This window comes from uncultured Helcococcus sp., assembly GCF_946998255.1.
In the GTDB taxonomy this organism is placed as follows: Bacteria; Bacillota; Clostridia; order Tissierellales; family Peptoniphilaceae; genus Helcococcus.
On the sequence record NZ_CAMPYN010000031.1, the window covers coordinates 1 to 15288 of the forward strand.

General features: G+C 31.6%; 15 protein-coding genes and 1 other annotated feature. Of the genes, 7 read left to right on the top strand and 8 right to left on the bottom strand.

From position 1 onward, the window contains the following. Positions 1 to 68: 68 nt before the first annotated feature. Both Q0U66_RS03775 and Q0U66_RS03780 read right to left on the bottom strand, forming a co-directional pair. On the bottom strand, positions 69 to 1013 hold the full coding sequence (locus Q0U66_RS03775) for a hypothetical protein (protein ID WP_297377613.1): 945 nt from the start codon (positions 1011 to 1013) through the stop codon (positions 69 to 71). Position 1014: 1 nt separating this feature from the next. Then, entirely contained in the window at positions 1015 to 1857 is an 843-nt protein-coding gene (locus Q0U66_RS03780) for a hypothetical protein (RefSeq protein WP_297377615.1), read from the bottom strand. Positions 1858 to 2158: 301 nt separating this feature from the next. Between Q0U66_RS03780 and Q0U66_RS03785 the strand changes: the two genes are divergently transcribed. The 3 genes from Q0U66_RS03785 to Q0U66_RS03795 all read left to right on the top strand — a co-directional run bounded on the left by Q0U66_RS03785 (position 2159) and on the right by Q0U66_RS03795 (position 4601). Beyond that, positions 2159 to 3529, top strand: a complete 1371-nt coding sequence (locus Q0U66_RS03785) for an MATE family efflux transporter (RefSeq protein ID WP_297377617.1) — start codon at positions 2159 to 2161, stop codon at positions 3527 to 3529. Between the two features lie 71 nt (positions 3530 to 3600). Then, positions 3601 to 4017, top strand: a complete 417-nt coding sequence (locus tag Q0U66_RS03790; protein WP_297377620.1) for a DUF2871 domain-containing protein — start codon at positions 3601 to 3603, stop codon at positions 4015 to 4017. A gap of 140 nt (positions 4018 to 4157) precedes the next feature. Further along, entirely contained in the window at positions 4158 to 4601 is a 444-nt protein-coding gene (locus Q0U66_RS03795) for a hypothetical protein (protein ID WP_297377622.1), read from the top strand. A gap of 68 nt (positions 4602 to 4669) precedes the next feature. Here the strand turns inward: Q0U66_RS03795 and Q0U66_RS03800 are convergent, their stop codons facing one another. Continuing rightward, positions 4670 to 4987, bottom strand: a complete 318-nt coding sequence (locus tag Q0U66_RS03800) for a PTS lactose/cellobiose transporter subunit IIA (RefSeq protein ID WP_297377624.1) — start codon at positions 4985 to 4987, stop codon at positions 4670 to 4672. A gap of 1 nt (position 4988) precedes the next feature. Beyond that, entirely contained in the window at positions 4989 to 5291 is a 303-nt protein-coding gene (locus Q0U66_RS03805; protein ID WP_297377626.1) for a PTS sugar transporter subunit IIB, read from the bottom strand. Positions 5292 to 5484: 193 nt separating this feature from the next. Here Q0U66_RS03805 and Q0U66_RS03810 point away from each other — a divergent pair, with 193 nt between their 5' ends. Beyond that, entirely contained in the window at positions 5485 to 6771 is a 1287-nt protein-coding gene (locus Q0U66_RS03810) for a PTS sugar transporter subunit IIC (protein WP_297377628.1), read from the top strand. Further along, positions 6755 to 7648 carry a haloacid dehalogenase-like hydrolase gene (locus Q0U66_RS03815; RefSeq protein WP_297377630.1) on the top strand — a complete coding sequence of 298 codons (894 nt, stop codon included), beginning with the start codon at positions 6755 to 6757 and terminating at the stop codon, positions 7646 to 7648. Before Q0U66_RS03810 ends, Q0U66_RS03815 begins: the two co-directional genes overlap by 17 nt. 209 nt (positions 7649 to 7857) lie before the next feature. On the opposite strand, the gene mgtA is transcribed toward Q0U66_RS03815, so the two are convergent. Continuing rightward, complete coding sequence (gene mgtA / locus Q0U66_RS03820) at positions 7858 to 10500, bottom strand: magnesium-translocating P-type ATPase (RefSeq protein ID WP_297377632.1); 2643 nt, start codon at positions 10498 to 10500, stop codon at positions 7858 to 7860. Between the two features lie 132 nt (positions 10501 to 10632). Between mgtA and Q0U66_RS03825 the strand changes: the two genes are divergently transcribed. Further along, the gene (locus Q0U66_RS03825) at positions 10633 to 10935 is read left to right on the top strand and encodes a DUF4298 domain-containing protein (protein ID WP_297377634.1); all 303 of its coding nucleotides are present in this window, start codon (positions 10633 to 10635) and stop codon (positions 10933 to 10935) included. Between the two features lie 53 nt (positions 10936 to 10988). Here the strand turns inward: Q0U66_RS03825 and rocF are convergent, their stop codons facing one another. Then, positions 10989 to 11885 carry an arginase gene (rocF, locus tag Q0U66_RS03830; RefSeq protein WP_297377636.1) on the bottom strand — a complete coding sequence of 299 codons (897 nt, stop codon included), beginning with the start codon at positions 11883 to 11885 and terminating at the stop codon, positions 10989 to 10991. A 111-nt stretch (positions 11886 to 11996) separates the two neighbouring features. After that, positions 11997 to 12223: a binding site (T-box leader), on the top strand. A 60-nt stretch (positions 12224 to 12283) separates the two neighbouring features. On the opposite strand from rocF, the gene brnQ reads away from it, so the two are divergent. Next, the gene (brnQ, locus tag Q0U66_RS03835) at positions 12284 to 13612 is read left to right on the top strand and encodes a branched-chain amino acid transport system II carrier protein (protein WP_297377638.1); all 1329 of its coding nucleotides are present in this window, start codon (positions 12284 to 12286) and stop codon (positions 13610 to 13612) included. Positions 13613 to 13986: 374 nt separating this feature from the next. Here brnQ and Q0U66_RS03840 read toward each other — a convergent pair whose 3' ends face one another. After that, the gene (locus Q0U66_RS03840) at positions 13987 to 15057 is read right to left on the bottom strand and encodes a hypothetical protein (RefSeq protein WP_297377640.1); all 1071 of its coding nucleotides are present in this window, start codon (positions 15055 to 15057) and stop codon (positions 13987 to 13989) included. Between the two features lie 119 nt (positions 15058 to 15176). Beyond that, entirely contained in the window at positions 15177 to 15287 is a 111-nt protein-coding gene (locus tag Q0U66_RS05825) for a YebC/PmpR family DNA-binding transcriptional regulator (RefSeq protein ID WP_366938262.1), read from the bottom strand. Position 15288: the final 1 nt, after the last annotated feature.

The following is a 15288-nucleotide window of genomic DNA, read 5'->3' on the forward strand; positions in this document are numbered from 1 at the left end:
TATTTAAGAAAAAAGGTGATGTGCAGACTAAATTTAACTAATCTGCAACACCACCATTTTTTCTATTTCTAATCAACAAAAGAAATCATAAATATATCAGTATTTCTAGGAAGATATAGGACTTCTACTTTTCCTAATTTAAGTTCATGTAATTTGGTTAAAGGAATAACTTTTTTAAAGCTTTTATTTACAGTGTTACCAATATCATCTATAAATTTCATATTAAATCTTAATTGCGGCTGTTCATTAACATAAAGTCCAGTTTGCCCATAGCTTACGATTTCCCCTTCAGTGCTTCTACCATATAATAAAAGCTCTCCAATATCTTTTTTAGAATTAGAAGATGAAATTTCATGGTATTGACTTATTATATCTTGTTCAATACCTGATTTAAGAAGATATTTTAAGATAGAAATCCCGGCAATTGGAGCCCATAACCATGAGGTGAATGGATTTAAAAATCTCCATCCATATCCCTCATTTTTGAAATAGTAAGTGACTAGGAAAAAGACTATCATATATACAATATTAAAAATCAGCCATGCCCAAGCCCAAGGCCTAGATTCTGTAATGAATTCTCCTTCTCCAAAAGTGAATGCAGGATCAGAACCTCTTTGATTTAGTTTTAAATCTATAGTCTTACCTGGTTCAAATCTTTTTTCATGTTCTTTAGAATCTATAAGCTGAATAATTGCTTTTACAGGATTAGCAGCTAGATTTGTAAATCTAATTAATAAATTTTTTAAAGGATACCCATCTTGAATACCAATATTTTGACTATCCAATATTTCAGCTTGAGTAATTTTTCCAGTATCTCGAACTCTTTGGTGTTTTTTTGCCATTTTCTTAGGATTTGTTATAAATTTTGAAATCAAATAAGATTGTATTGACCAAAGAATTATTCCTACAACTAAGAGAATTGTTGCAATTATAGGAGTTGTTCTAATGGTTGGAATTCCAATAAAAGGTATAGGGAAAACATACATAAAAAATAGTATTAATCGTAACATCATTTTAAGCCCTCTCTTTCTCGATTAAATTGCCATTTCTATCAAAAGTTAAATTATAATCTTCTCTCACACCTTCTACTTTTGCTTTAAGTATTAAATCTTCTCCATCTAAATGAGCACTTATAGTATTAATTCCAAGGTCCCTATTCATAATATTATATTCTCTATAATCACCCATTTCTTTTAGGACTTCTTTTCCTGTGTCGATTATTTTTTCAAAGGCATCAAAATTTATATCTGAAAATAAAATTGAATTTTTCATAGGATCAGTATCAGCAGAAAGTTTTTCAGGCTGTATAATCCATTTTCCTATGCTTAAATTATAGTAATACAAATCAACATGTTCAGAATTATTAGGGTTTACGATATAAATATAGATACTAGTATCTAGAATTCTAAATCTAGTTTGATAAATATAAAAATCTCTGGCACCGACTAATTCAAACAATTCCTCCATTACTTCATCTCGTTTTTTAGTGTTCAATAAAAAATTGTTTTGATCATATTCTTTGGCTATTTCTATTACTTCTTCTTTAGACAAATAACGATGGATATCATTTTCTGTAAGATATCTACTAAAATGACCATTTAAGAAAGTAGGAAATTCATATCCCATTTTTTCCTCAGCATCTTTAATGATATCTGTAATAAAAACTCTATCATTGCTTTTATCTATAAAGATATCTTTTATACTACTTAAAAACTTTTTATTATCACTTTTTTTTTCTGTACTTACTTTTTGTGGGGGCTTAGAAAAGGTGTCTTCTACTGCCCTCTCTATATATTGACAAGCAGTCAGAAAAATAGTCATTCCAACAAGCAGTATTATAAAAAATCGTCTTTTCATTTTTTACTCCTTAAAATTACTTGCCTATAAAATATAGTGCTATTTATATAATAATAAGTTTTTTTTCTTAATATAATAATACCCTATTTTAAAGTAAAAGTGACCTATATTGGCTTATTTTACATAAATTTTACAAGTAGAAAAAGATTCTTTTCGATAAATTACTTATTTGAAATTTGTATTATAATTAAAGAAAATTTAAGATATAATTATTATATGGTTAATATTGTATAAATCTCTAAATTTAATATATAATATCTTTTGTGCTATTTTAGTTTAATATTAAGGGGTTAATTTATTTATGAAAGATAGAAAGTTTTTCTTTTCTGATAAGAAATTTTTAAGATCGCTTATAGCAGTTGCGCTACCATTATCATTACAATTTTTGATATCTACTTCTATTAATATGGCAGACACCGTAATGATTTCTTCATTGGGTGGAGCAGAGATTGCCGCAGTAGGTCTTGTAAATCAATATGTATTCTTTTTTGCTGTTATTATTTTTGGTATATCAAGTGCAGGCGGAGTGTTCTTTTCACAATATTTTGGAAACAAAGATGAGGAAAATGTAAGAAGTTATTTGAGCTTAATCATGCAAATTTCTGCATTTGTAGCAATCATATTTACGCTTGTTTCTTTATTATTCCCAAATCAGATTATGCATGTATTAATTCCAGATGACGAAGTTAAAGTTTATGGTGTTTCATATCTGACACTTGTTGCGCTTACATTTATACCAAATGCAATGTCTATGTGTTTTAATGCAGTACTTAGATCTGTAAATAGGGTTAAAGAGCCATTGCTTGCTTCAGTTCTTTCATTTTTCGTAAATATATTTTTCAATTATATTTTCATATTTGGAAAGTTTGGTGCTCCAGCCCTTGGAGTTGCGGGGGCAGCCCTTGGAACAATAATTGCAAGATATTTTGAACTAATATTGTTGGTATTTTTTATTAATAGACATAATTACGACTTATTTAATGTAAAACCAATAAAACTATTTAAAGTTGATTTAGAAAAAATGAAAAAATTCTTTCCAATTGCCACTCCAATAATAATGGCAGAAATGTTTTGGTCACTCGGCCAATTATTATTTGCTATGGCCTATTCAAGAATTGGAAAAGATGCAACAGCTGCTATACAACTTACAGGTACGATTCAAAATGTTTTCTTTATAATTGTTAATTCACTTAACTCTTCTGCAGCTGTTATTATAGGGCAAAATTTAGGTAGGTCTAAACAAGAAAGAGTTGAGAGATATGCTAGATATTTTATACAATTAACGATTATTATAGGACTTTTATCTTTAGTTACATTATCAGGATTCCCACATCTATTGATGAAGATATATTCTGGTATTGAAAAGAATGTATATGACATTTCTATAAAATTATTAATTATTAGAGGAATATTTATTCCATTCAGATTCATAAATGGGATGCTAATTGTAGGATTCTTTAGATCTGGAGGACTAACTAAGAAGCCTTTGATATTTGAATTATCTACAATGTGGCTATTTGCAATTCCGATGTCTTTCATAGGAGTGCTTGTACTAAATTTACCAATTGAATGGGTATTTACAATTGTAAGCTTAGAGGAATTTATTAAAGTATTCTTTATGATTTATCTATATCGAAAGAAGGAATGGCTAAATAATATAACTGAAAATTAATAAGTTCATTAAGATATGAAAATAAAAAGAGGTAGTAAAAAACAATTAACTTCATAGTTAAAGGAGACAAAATGAATAAAAAATATTTTAATTTAGCACTCATATACGCTATATTTGGAATGGTTGCGGGTGTATTTTATCGTGAATTTACAAAGTGGAATAGCTTTACAGGTGTGACTGCTTTAGGCAAGTTGCATACTCATTTATTAACCCTAGGAATGTTGGTATTTCTATTAGTAGCAATATTTTCAAATTCTATGGACCTTGAAAAAGACAAGAAATTCAAAATTTTTATGAAAGTCTACAATATTGGACTACCTATATTAGCTTTGACTATGCTTGTAAGAGGAGTAGTACAAGTTCGTGATCTTCAAATTTCCAAGGCTTTAGATGCTTCAATTTCAGGAATCGCAGGTATAGGACACATGCTTGTAGGTCTTGGAATAGTTTTGTTTTTACTAGCTTTAAGAAATTGTGCAAAGAAATAAATCTTATTACTCTTAGCCTACCTATGTTAAAAGTATGTAAAATCCTGGAAATCTGTATATAATTTTTATAAAATTAAAATAAGACAATGAAATAAGCAGTAAAAATATTTACATACCACCGATAAAACATAGGAGGAAATATGAATAAAAACATAAAAAAAGCAAATAAATCATTTATGATTTCATTCTTGATTTTACTTGCTATAGGCATAATTTTTGCTGCTTTTGCGATTTCAGAAATAGTATCTTCTACAGGAAGAAATAAAGCGTTAATATATGGATTAGTAGCTTTGTTATTTGTAGGATTCTCCATATTTTACTATAAGTTTTTTGTTAAATCTTACTTAATAGAAGAAGAGGACTATTTTACTGTTGGACATTTAAATAAAGAAAATACCGTTTATTACAAGGATATTGATAAAATAATAAGAGATATTAAATATTATATGGTTTATACCAAAAACAATGAAAAAGTGCGTGTTCCAGCCACTATGTTTGAAATAGAGAAATTAAATGACTATATAGATAGAAACTTTAAAATTGAAGAAGAGGATACATTCAAGATAGTCTATATTAGAAATTAGTTAGGTAAATGGAAAACCAGATGTGATATAAAAATTACATCTGGTTTTAATTTTTTAAAAATATTTTACTATTTTTTATAAATAATCTTATATAAGTCTATAAATTGTTCTGCTAATATACCAAAGCCTTCAGCACTCATTAATTGGTCTTCGGCATGCATAAGTATAAGGTTAAACTCTACAGGGTCTTTACTTGCGTCTGCCTCTTGAGCAACAAGGGCAAAATGAGCATCATGTCCTTTGGAAAATAATTCTCCACCTTCTTTAACTTTATTTTCTGCAGCTTCAAAATTACCTTCTTTTGCTTCATTGATTGCTTCTATATATGAAGATCTTGCGGCACCAACTGAAGCTATGATTTGAAAACTTATTTCTTCAATATTCATCCTATTCACCTATTGTTTCTATTACTTTTTTCATTACTTTTTCACCATTCATAGTACCGTAATCAACCATATCGATTACTTGTACTTCTTTGTGAGGATATTGTGTTTGAACTTTATTTAAATTAAATCTAACTTGTGGTCCCAATAAAATTATATCTGCATCTTCAGCATATTTATCGATTTCTGACATCGCATATGCATTTATATTTGCATCGTAATTTACGCTTTTACAATAATCTTTCATTTTATTAACTAGCAGTGATGTAGACATACCTGCTGCACATATTAAAACTATATTTTTCATATAAACCTCCATTAATATATATAATAATATCATTATTTTTGAGAAAAGAAAAGGTATTCTTTATATATGAGTTAAGAATGATGTAGGCATCTTTACTTAATGTAGTTTAAGAAACTTAATATGAAATCGTTGACATATTATTTGTTTTACTATATATTTAAATTGAAAATATTTTATATTAAGGAGGATAGAAATGAGCAAATTTAACAAGACCTTTGAGGAGAAACTTTTACCTATTGCGTCAAAACTAGGAGCTAATAAAGGACTTATTGCAATACGTGATGGTATAACTCTAGCTATGCCTTTAATTATTGTAGGTTCTATTTTTATGATTTTAGCTAGCTTACCTATAAAAGCGTTTACTGATTTCCTTGCTGAAAATGGTATATCTGATTACCTATGGAAAGGTGTAAACTCAAGTTTTGGTTTAACAGGTTTAGTAGCAAGTTTTGGTATAGCAAACTCTATGGCAAACCAATATAAGGTAGATGGTATAGCAGCTGGTATAGTTTCATTATCATCATTTGTTGTGGTTACACCTTTTCTAACCGGTGAAGATGGATCTGGTTTGACTTTATCTTATTTAGGATCTAGTGGTATATTTGTAGCTATAGTACTTGGATTATTAAGTGCTTACGTATACCAATGGTTTATTAATAAGAATATTAAAATTACATTACCTGACAGTGTTCCACCAGCAATAGCAAGATCATTTAGTGCAATTATACCTGGTGCAGTTATTATTACATTCTGGTTAATTATATTTGCTGTATTAGATAAATACGGATTACCAAACATCCACGAAGTTATAAAAGTTGTACTAGGAAAACCTTTAGGACTACTAGGTTCAACAATGTTTGGAACCATGATAGTTACTGGATTAAACTCACTATTTTGGTTCATGGGAATCCACGGTGGATCTACCGTTAACTCAATATTTAGTCCAGTTTGGTTAGCAAACTTAGATATAAATGCTAAGGCTCAACAAGCTGGTCAACCTTTAACAGAAATCATTACAAAATCATTTATGGATAACTTCGTGTATATAGGTGGTGGTGGAGCAACTCTAGGTTTAGTAATAGTTATTTCAATTATTGCTTTAAGAAAGGCTTCGTCTAAACAAACAAAAGCTATGGGACCACTAACCTTAGTACCTGGTATATTTAACATTAACGAACCAGCAGTATTTGGTCTACCAATTGTTATGAACGTAGCTTTATTTATACCTTTCATAATCGTACCTATGATAAATACACTTATAGCTTACTTTGCATTTTCTAGTGGACTTGTTCCATTGACATATGCATCAGCAACTTGGACAATGCCTCCAATTATTTCAGGATTCTTAACTACTGGTAGTTTAATGGGGTCATTACTTCAAATTGTTATAATAACAGTAGACATAATGGTATATCTACCATTCTACATGATGGTTGAAAAAGCAAACAAATTAGGAGAATTAAATGAGAAGATTGATTAGTGCAAACACTTCAGAAATACTTTTATATTCTGCAGAAGAATTGAAACAAAGTATTAAGGCAAGTGAAGGTAGAGTTATCTTATCAGAGAATGTAGCTATACATCCTGCATGGATAAATGACTTAACCAACACTGAATTAGCTGCTTCATTTGGTGCCGACTTAATTTTATTAAATGGGGTTGACGTAATTGAGCCGAATTTAGCTAATGTAGAAAATCAAAAAGACTTTGTAAATGAATTAAAGAAATTAGTAGGAAGACCAATAGGTGTAAATCTAGAACCTGTTGATGAAAATGCTGCTATGATGGATGAAGTAATTGAAATTTCTAAAGGTAGAACTGTAAATGAAGAAAGTTTGAAGGCTTTAAACGAATTAGGCATGGACTTTCTATGCTTGACAGGTAATCCTGGTACAGGTGTAACAAACAAAGCAATTGGAGAAGCAATAAGACTTGCTAAAAAACATTTCAATGGTTTGATAATTGCTGGTAAGATGCATTCATCCGGTGTAGATGAACCAGTATGTGATGAAGATACAATTAAAGAATTCACAGAAGCTGGAGCAGATATAATTTTAGTGCCTTCAATTGGAACAATTCAAGGTTTTGATGAAGAACAATTAAAATTAGCCTGTGATGTTGCGCATAAAAATGATGCCTTAGTCATGACAGCAATCGGTACAAGTCAAGAAGGTGCTAGACCTGAAACTATTAGAGAAATGGCTATAAGAAATAAATTATGCGGTGCTGATGTACAACATATAGGAGATGCCGGATTTAGTGGTTTAGCTCCAGTTGAAAATATTTTTGAAATGAGTGTGGCTATAAGAGGATTAAGACATACTGTTTCAAGAGTAGCCAGATCTGTAAATAGATAGGTTCTTTTAGAAAAGATTAGAAATAGAAAAGCAAGGAGGACATTAAAGTCCGCCTTGCTTTTTGTAATTTTATTAATTTAAACTATCTTAATACTTTTACATCACCCATCCTAGGAGCATCCATAGGAAGGCTGGCATCAGATTGCCAATGGCCGTCATCAGGTCCGAAACTTATTGTGATTGTTTTGTTATTATACTTATTTTATTTCCTACAACCATTCGCCAAATCTGTTCATAAAGAATTTCTTAACCACTTCTACCACTAGTGAGTAAAGTAAAATGATACCTAGCATTACCCATAGATATTTAATATTAGGTGAAACCAGGTCTACAAGTATAGCTAGTTGTGGTACAAAGGCTATTGAGAGAGCAACTAAACTAACTAGTAGTGTTGAAATTACAAGACCTTTAGCAGGTTTTGACCTAATAAATGGTATTCTTTCAGTTCTTATAGCATAGGTGATTACTATTTGTGAAACTGTACCAAATACAAACCATCCAGCTTGGAATTGTGGTGCGAATTCTAAAGTTTTATAGCCAAATATATACCAAAGGGAAGCAAAGATTAAAATATCAAATATAGATGATATTGGTCCCATTATATATGTGAATAATTTGATGGATTTTGAATTCCATTTTCTTGGTGATTTCACGTATTCAGGGTCTACATTATCAAAGGCTATACCTATTTGTGCGAAGTCATTTAGTAAGTTTTGAGTCAAAATGTGGACTGGTAGCATTGGTAAGAATGGTAAAAATATTGAAGCAACTATTACAGCTACCATATTACCAAAGTTACCAGAAACGGACATTTTTAGGTATTTCATAACATTACCAAAAGTCTTTCTACCCTCAAGTACACCTTCTTCAAGAACCATCAAGTCTTTTTCTAACAGGATTATATCAGCAGTTTCCTTAGCTATATCGACAGCTGAATCAACTGAAATGCCAACATCAGCCCTTCTAAGGGCAGGGGCATCATTTATACCATCTCCCATATAACCGACAGTATGTCCTTTTTCCTTATAGGCTTCGATGACTCTTCTCTTTTGCATTGGGTCCAATTTACTAAATAATTGAGTCCTATCTACCACATCAGCAAGCTCTTGGTCGGTCATATTGCTTACCTGCGTACCGGTATAGTGTTCATCAATGTTAAGCCCTATTTCATTACATACTTTTAGGGCAACACCTTCAGAGTCACCTGTTAAAACAACAGTTTTAACACCGTGTTCTTTCAGGGCTTGGATAGCTTCTGATGCAGATTCTTTTGGTGGATCTAAAAATCCTATAAATCCAATTAAAATCATTTCAGATTCATCTTCTACTGAAAAATGTTTTTCGTCAGGAACTTCATGTTTTTGAGCAACTGCAATGATTCTTAAACCGTCATGATTATATTTTAGATATGTTTCCATGGCGATTTTTTCTTCCTCTTCTCCAAGGGGGAGTACTTGACCATCTATTTCAACATAAGAGCAAATATCCATAACCTCTTCTACAGCACCTTTTGTAACTAGTCTTCTAGAGCCTTCTTGGTCCTGTAGTACAACGCTCATTCTCCTACGGCTAAAGTCGAATGGTATTTCGTCAATTCTTTTATAGGAATCTAAAATCTCAGCCATACCATTTTTTTCAGCCCTGTTGATTACTGCTAGGTCAATAAGGTTTTTAAGTCCTGTTTGGAAGTAAGAGTTTAGATAGGCATTCCTCAAAACTCTTGTGTCATCATTTCCCCTAAGGTCTATATATTTTTCTAAAACGATTTTATCCTCTGTTAAAGTGCCGGTTTTATCTGTACATAAAACATCCATTTCACCAAAAGTTTGAATGGATCCTAAGTCTCTAACTATTACTTTCTTTTTACTCATGGCTTGAGCACCTGTAGCCAGGGTTGAAGTCATGATAACTGGTAGCATTTCAGGTGTAAGTCCCACAGCTATACTTATAGAAAATAGTAGGGCGCTTAACCAATCTTTTTTGATAACAGCGTTTATCACAAAAATTAAAGGGATGATAAGAAGCATCATTCTGATTAATAATTTAGATACATCATTAACACCTTTTTCAAATGAGGTTCTTTCACGACCGGATTCTAAAGATTTAGCAATAGTGCTGAAATATGTATTTTGACCAGTGTGGACTACTACGGCTGTAGCAGATCCTGATACTAAATCCGTGCCTAATAAACCGATATTCTCTAAATCTGCAAGGCTGTATTCTTCCTTATCTTTTAATTTTGTGAACTTTTCAACAGGGTTTGATTCTCCAGTGAGAGCAGACTGGGATAAGAATGTATCCTTAGTTTGTATAAATCTTACATCAGCAGGTAACATGTCACCAGCTGAAAGTTTAACTATATCTCCGGGAACTACTTCATCTACATCAATTTCCACAACTTGCCCATTCCTGATTACGTGGCAAGTATTTGCAACTAATTCCTTTAAACTTTTAGCTGCCCTATTGGAGTTTCTTGATTGAATAAAGGAAATTCCAGTTGATATCGCAACCATTAAAATTATAATTGAAACAGTTACATAGTCTTTATCTGGAGACAAGACTACATCTGTAAAGTAGGTAACTATTGCAACTACGATCAATATCAAGTTGAAGGGGTTTATAAGTGCTTCTAAAAATAATTTTAAGTCTGTATGTTTATCTTCAACTTCGATAGAATTTTTTCCGTACTTTTCTTGTCTACTTTCTACTTCTTCACTAGAAAGACCTTGGTCACTAGTTTTGAGTTTAGTGAGTATATTTTCAATAGACATTTGAGAATATCTTCTAATATCTCTTTGTTTCTTTTCTTCTGTTTTATTTACGTTATTTTTCGTATTATTATAAAGGTCCATAAGACACCTCCTATCACATCATTATAGCATAATGGCAAGTAATAAACTTATTTTAGAAATACCAACGATTTATGTTTAATATTTTTTTATTTGGTAAAATATATAATATAAGTATAAATAACGGAGGTAGTTATGGAATTTGAACACATTGTAAAATATACTGAAATTTATGAAAACCACAAGAAGGAATTAGAAGCGTTCAAAAAATCACTTGAGGATTTTCAAAAATCTTATGCTGAATATAGAAAACTTGTAGAATACTACGATAGCAAACAATTTATGGAAGATTTTGACAAGTCAAATAATGGAGAAATAGATCCTGAAATAAATCAAGGTATACTTACTGAAGATGCGATTTATGATTTGATCGGCGACAACTACTATTTAGCTATTGATCTTTTAACAATGGCAACAGATATGATAAAAAATAATTAATTAAATATTGATAAATAAAGGTAAAAGAGCTAGCGGAAACTAGCTCTTTTATGTTATATAAATTTTTTACCAAAGAATGCTAGTAGTAATTCTTTAGCTATCAAAGATGTTTTGTTTCTTATATCCAAACTTGGGCTCACTTCAACCAATTCTAAGCCTTTGATCTTATCATTCTTACCCAATCTAGACATTATATCCCTGGCCATATTGTAGTCTAGTCCACCCCTTACAGGCACTCCTGTACCTGGAGCTATATCCATATCTATGGAGTCGATGTCATAAGAAGTATAGATATTATCTACATCTTTTAGGTATTCAAAAGTTTCTTCTAAAACATTTTTGATTCCTTTTTCATATATTTCAGCCATTGAGAAATATTTAATATTTAATTTTTCAATTATTTTTTCTTCGCCTTCATCAATATCTCTGATGGCTATATAGACTATGTTTTTAGCCTTTAGGAAATAATCTCCGCCAATATTATTTAGCCTATCATCGCATAAACCTAATAGGGCAGCAATTGGCATACCATGGACATTTCCTGAGGTGGATGTCTTATCGGTATTTATATCTGCGTGGGCATCAACGTAAATAAGGCCTGGATTATCATATTTTTTCAAAAAGGCCTTAAAAGTTGCTAATACTAATGAATGGTCACCTCCCAAAATTAATGGGAATGAATCCCTATTAAACAAGTCATAAGCTTGTTCATTAATCTTTCTTAGTGAAGGTAATAGCCTATCCAAGTTGGTCATATTGTCAATGTTTTTTTCTTTTTTATAACCATTGTCTATATCAATATTTCCTAGGTCATTTACGGTCAGACCAAGATCGACCAAGTCATCCAAAACACCGGTCATTCTTATTGAATCTGGCCCTAGTCTAGTACCAATAGTGCTTGCACCCAAATCCATAGGAATTCCAAGTATTGAAATATTATTTTTATTCATTTTAATCTCCAACTTTTTCTTTTAATTATATCACTATTTGTTCCAAAGGCTTAAAAATTTTGACATATGCATAAAAATTCTTTATAATACTCTTAATAAATAGATTTAAGATTAAAGAGTATAGAAAAAAAGAGTAAGCTTATGAAAGAGTGCAGAGAGTAGTCGTTTGGTGCGAGACTATCTTGGAAGTAGGTTGAAAATCATTTTTCTCTTGCAAGTCTGAAAAGAGTAAGACTTGACGCGATTGCATGCGTTATTGTGCACGGCATTGATAGATGCTTGAGAGCTTATTTTTGTATAAGAATTAAGGTGGTAACGCGGAATATTTCGTCCTTTGTCAATTGGCAAAGGACTTTTTTATTTTTAAATATATTTATAATATTTTTTTTGGAGGAAAGATGAACAAGTTAAAAAGAAATGACTTTATGCATGTAAGTGTAATGTTATTTGGATTATTTTTTGGAGCAGGAAATCTGATATTCCCACCACTTTTAGGAAATCAAGCAGGGACAAGCATGTGGATTGCATTTTTAGGTTTTGCCATTACGGCTATAGTATTTCCGGTAGTGGGTGCTATTGTTGTAGGTAAAACCGAAGGTTTAACAAATCTAGCAAGCAGAGTTGGACCAATATTTGCCCTAATATTCACAACAGCTATATACATGTCCATAGGACCAGGAATGGGAATACCAAGAGCAGGCAGTGTACCCTTTGAAATGGCTATAGCACCTTATTTACCGCAATCATTTTCAGTCACTTTAGCGAGGCTAATCTACACCTTTGTGTTTTTTGCTGTAGCCATGTGGATTTGCTTAAATCCAAGTAGGCTAGTAGTAAGAGTAGGAAAATATCTAACACCAAGTTTGCTATTATTGATAACTCTTATGTTTGTTAGGGTTGTATTGCTACCTAGCAATGTAGGCCAACCAGTTGGCGATTATGCCAGTGCGCCTTTAGTAAAAGGTTTCTTGTCTGGCTATGAAACCATGGATGCCATAGCTGCCCTAAACTTTGGTTTTGTTGTAGCAGTTTCTATCAAGAGATTTGGTGTAAAAGACAAAAAAGCCGTTACCAGATATACAGTTAAAAGTGGATTGATTGCAGGATCTTTATTGACTATTGTATATGGTATGCTTAGTTTAATAGGAATGAGAACATCAGGATTATTAGTCGGTGCAGAAAATGGAGTAGTCATTCTTACTGCGAATGTAAGAGAAGCCTTTGGAGAATTTGGCCTAGTTTTATTAGCAGGTATCTTCACCTTGGCATGTCTAACTACATGTGTTGGACTAATCACAAGTGGTGGGGAATACTTCCACACACTTTTCAAAGAAAAATTATCTTATAGGGCTTGGGTATATATTTGGACCATATTTTCATTTTTAATGGCAAACTTTGGTCTAAACAAGCTCTTAGCAATATCTGTACCAATGTTATTGATCATATATCCAGTTGCACTTTTACTCATAGTTATGGGTATAAGTCACGACTTGTTTAAGTATGAGAAATTATCCTACTTATTTTCAGCTGTCGTGGCTGTAGTGTTACCAGTTATAAATGTGTTAGCGACAAGCTTTAAAGTAAGGTTACCTTTACTAACAGCTTTTGAAGAGGGGTTGCCTTTAGCAGACGAGGGATTGTCTTGGTTGCTGCCTACTTTAGGGGTATTGGTCGTGGCATATATTGTTGAAAAAATGATAAATAGTGAGAAGTTGAAGGTTAGATAAAGGAAGAATGTACTCTTGCAAAACTTGTGGTTTTGCAAGAGTTTTTTGATTGGTGATCTTTGTGGTTGGCCATATGAAGAAAATAAGTTTTAAAATCAATTTTGACCTTATATACTTATGAGAATTCAAAAACTGTAAGTGTTAAATCGGTTTTTTGAATTTAAAACTTATCTGAGAAGTTGGAAATAAGTTTTAAAATCGCTTTTTAGATTTTATACTTACGAAAATCTCAAAACCGTAAGTTTTAAAATCATTTTTTGACTTTAAAACTTATCTCGCCCAACTTTACTCCAAATCCTCACAAAAAAAGTTGTTGCAAAATTTTTCGCAACAACTCCTCTTTTTACGTTGCCTAAAAGGCAGCAACATTTATATTATAGATAATAATCCATATCCTTTACCATGTATCTTGGATTTGGCATTTTATCTGTTGTGATATAACCTGCTTCTGCTTTTATTAAAGCAGGGATTCTATTTACTAGGTTAGAACATGTTAGTCTTACTGTGTCTGGATTGTCCATTACAAGTTTTGTATCTGGTTCACCTTCAAAGGTCCATCTGTTGATGTCATAATTTTCAGGAGCATAAACATATCCTAGGTTGTGTGTTTCGATCGTGATACCTTCTTCAGTTTCTGTAGTTACCACAAATTCTGTACCAGTAGCGTCACCAGCTTTTATTGTCATATTTAAGGTTGAAGATTCTAAATCTTCTGTGTGGGTTACAGAAATACTCTTTTGAGTTTGAGATGTTATTGTAAGTCCTAATTTTTCACATAACCAACCATTTTGATTCCACATATATGAAGGAATTACCTTTCCTTCTTCTATAGCTGTTAGGGTTTCTTTATAGTTTAAGTCATTGTATTGACCAAACTTTTCATTGAAATCTTCTTGGTTTAATCCTGCACCGTGACCTTCAGCTAAAGCTATTCCGTAGTCTTCAACATTGTAGCTGCTTATACCATGGATCTTTTTGATATCGAACAATGATCCTGCTACTGTATCTACTAAAACACCCCAATACATGTCAGGATATCCACTACCTGAAAGTGTACAATTATTTTCTTTTGCTAATTTGTCTAATTCTTCAGTTAACTCTTTGCTTGAATTCCAAGGATATAGAGCTTCTTCACATGTACTTATAGCATTTACTCCATGTTTTGCACATAGTTTATAAACATCTGAAATTTCTTCAACAGTAGACCTTGTTGCTACTATACAAACATCTGGCTTTTCAGCTTCTAAGCATTTTTCAAATTTTTCTGCAGTTTGTATTTTAATTCCCTTGTCTTCACTTTCTATAACAAAGCCTATATCTTTTCCGACTATATCTGGATTGTTGTCAAAGGCGCCAACAATTTCACCACCTTTTTCTAAGCTATATCTCATAAGATATTTAGCCATCTTACCGCATCCAAATTGTACGATTTTAATTTTTCCCATTTTAGTCTCCTTTTCTTGTATAGTAATATTACTACAATATAATTATAAACCTTTGTCAAATAAAAAACTATATAAAAAACAAAAAGTTGTTGCGAAATTTTTCGCAACAACTCCACTTATTATTCTTCAACAATCACATTATGATATATCTTATTTACATCATCTGAATCATTTAACATATTCATTAACTTATTGAATGCAGCAATTTCATCCTTATCACTTAGAGTCACA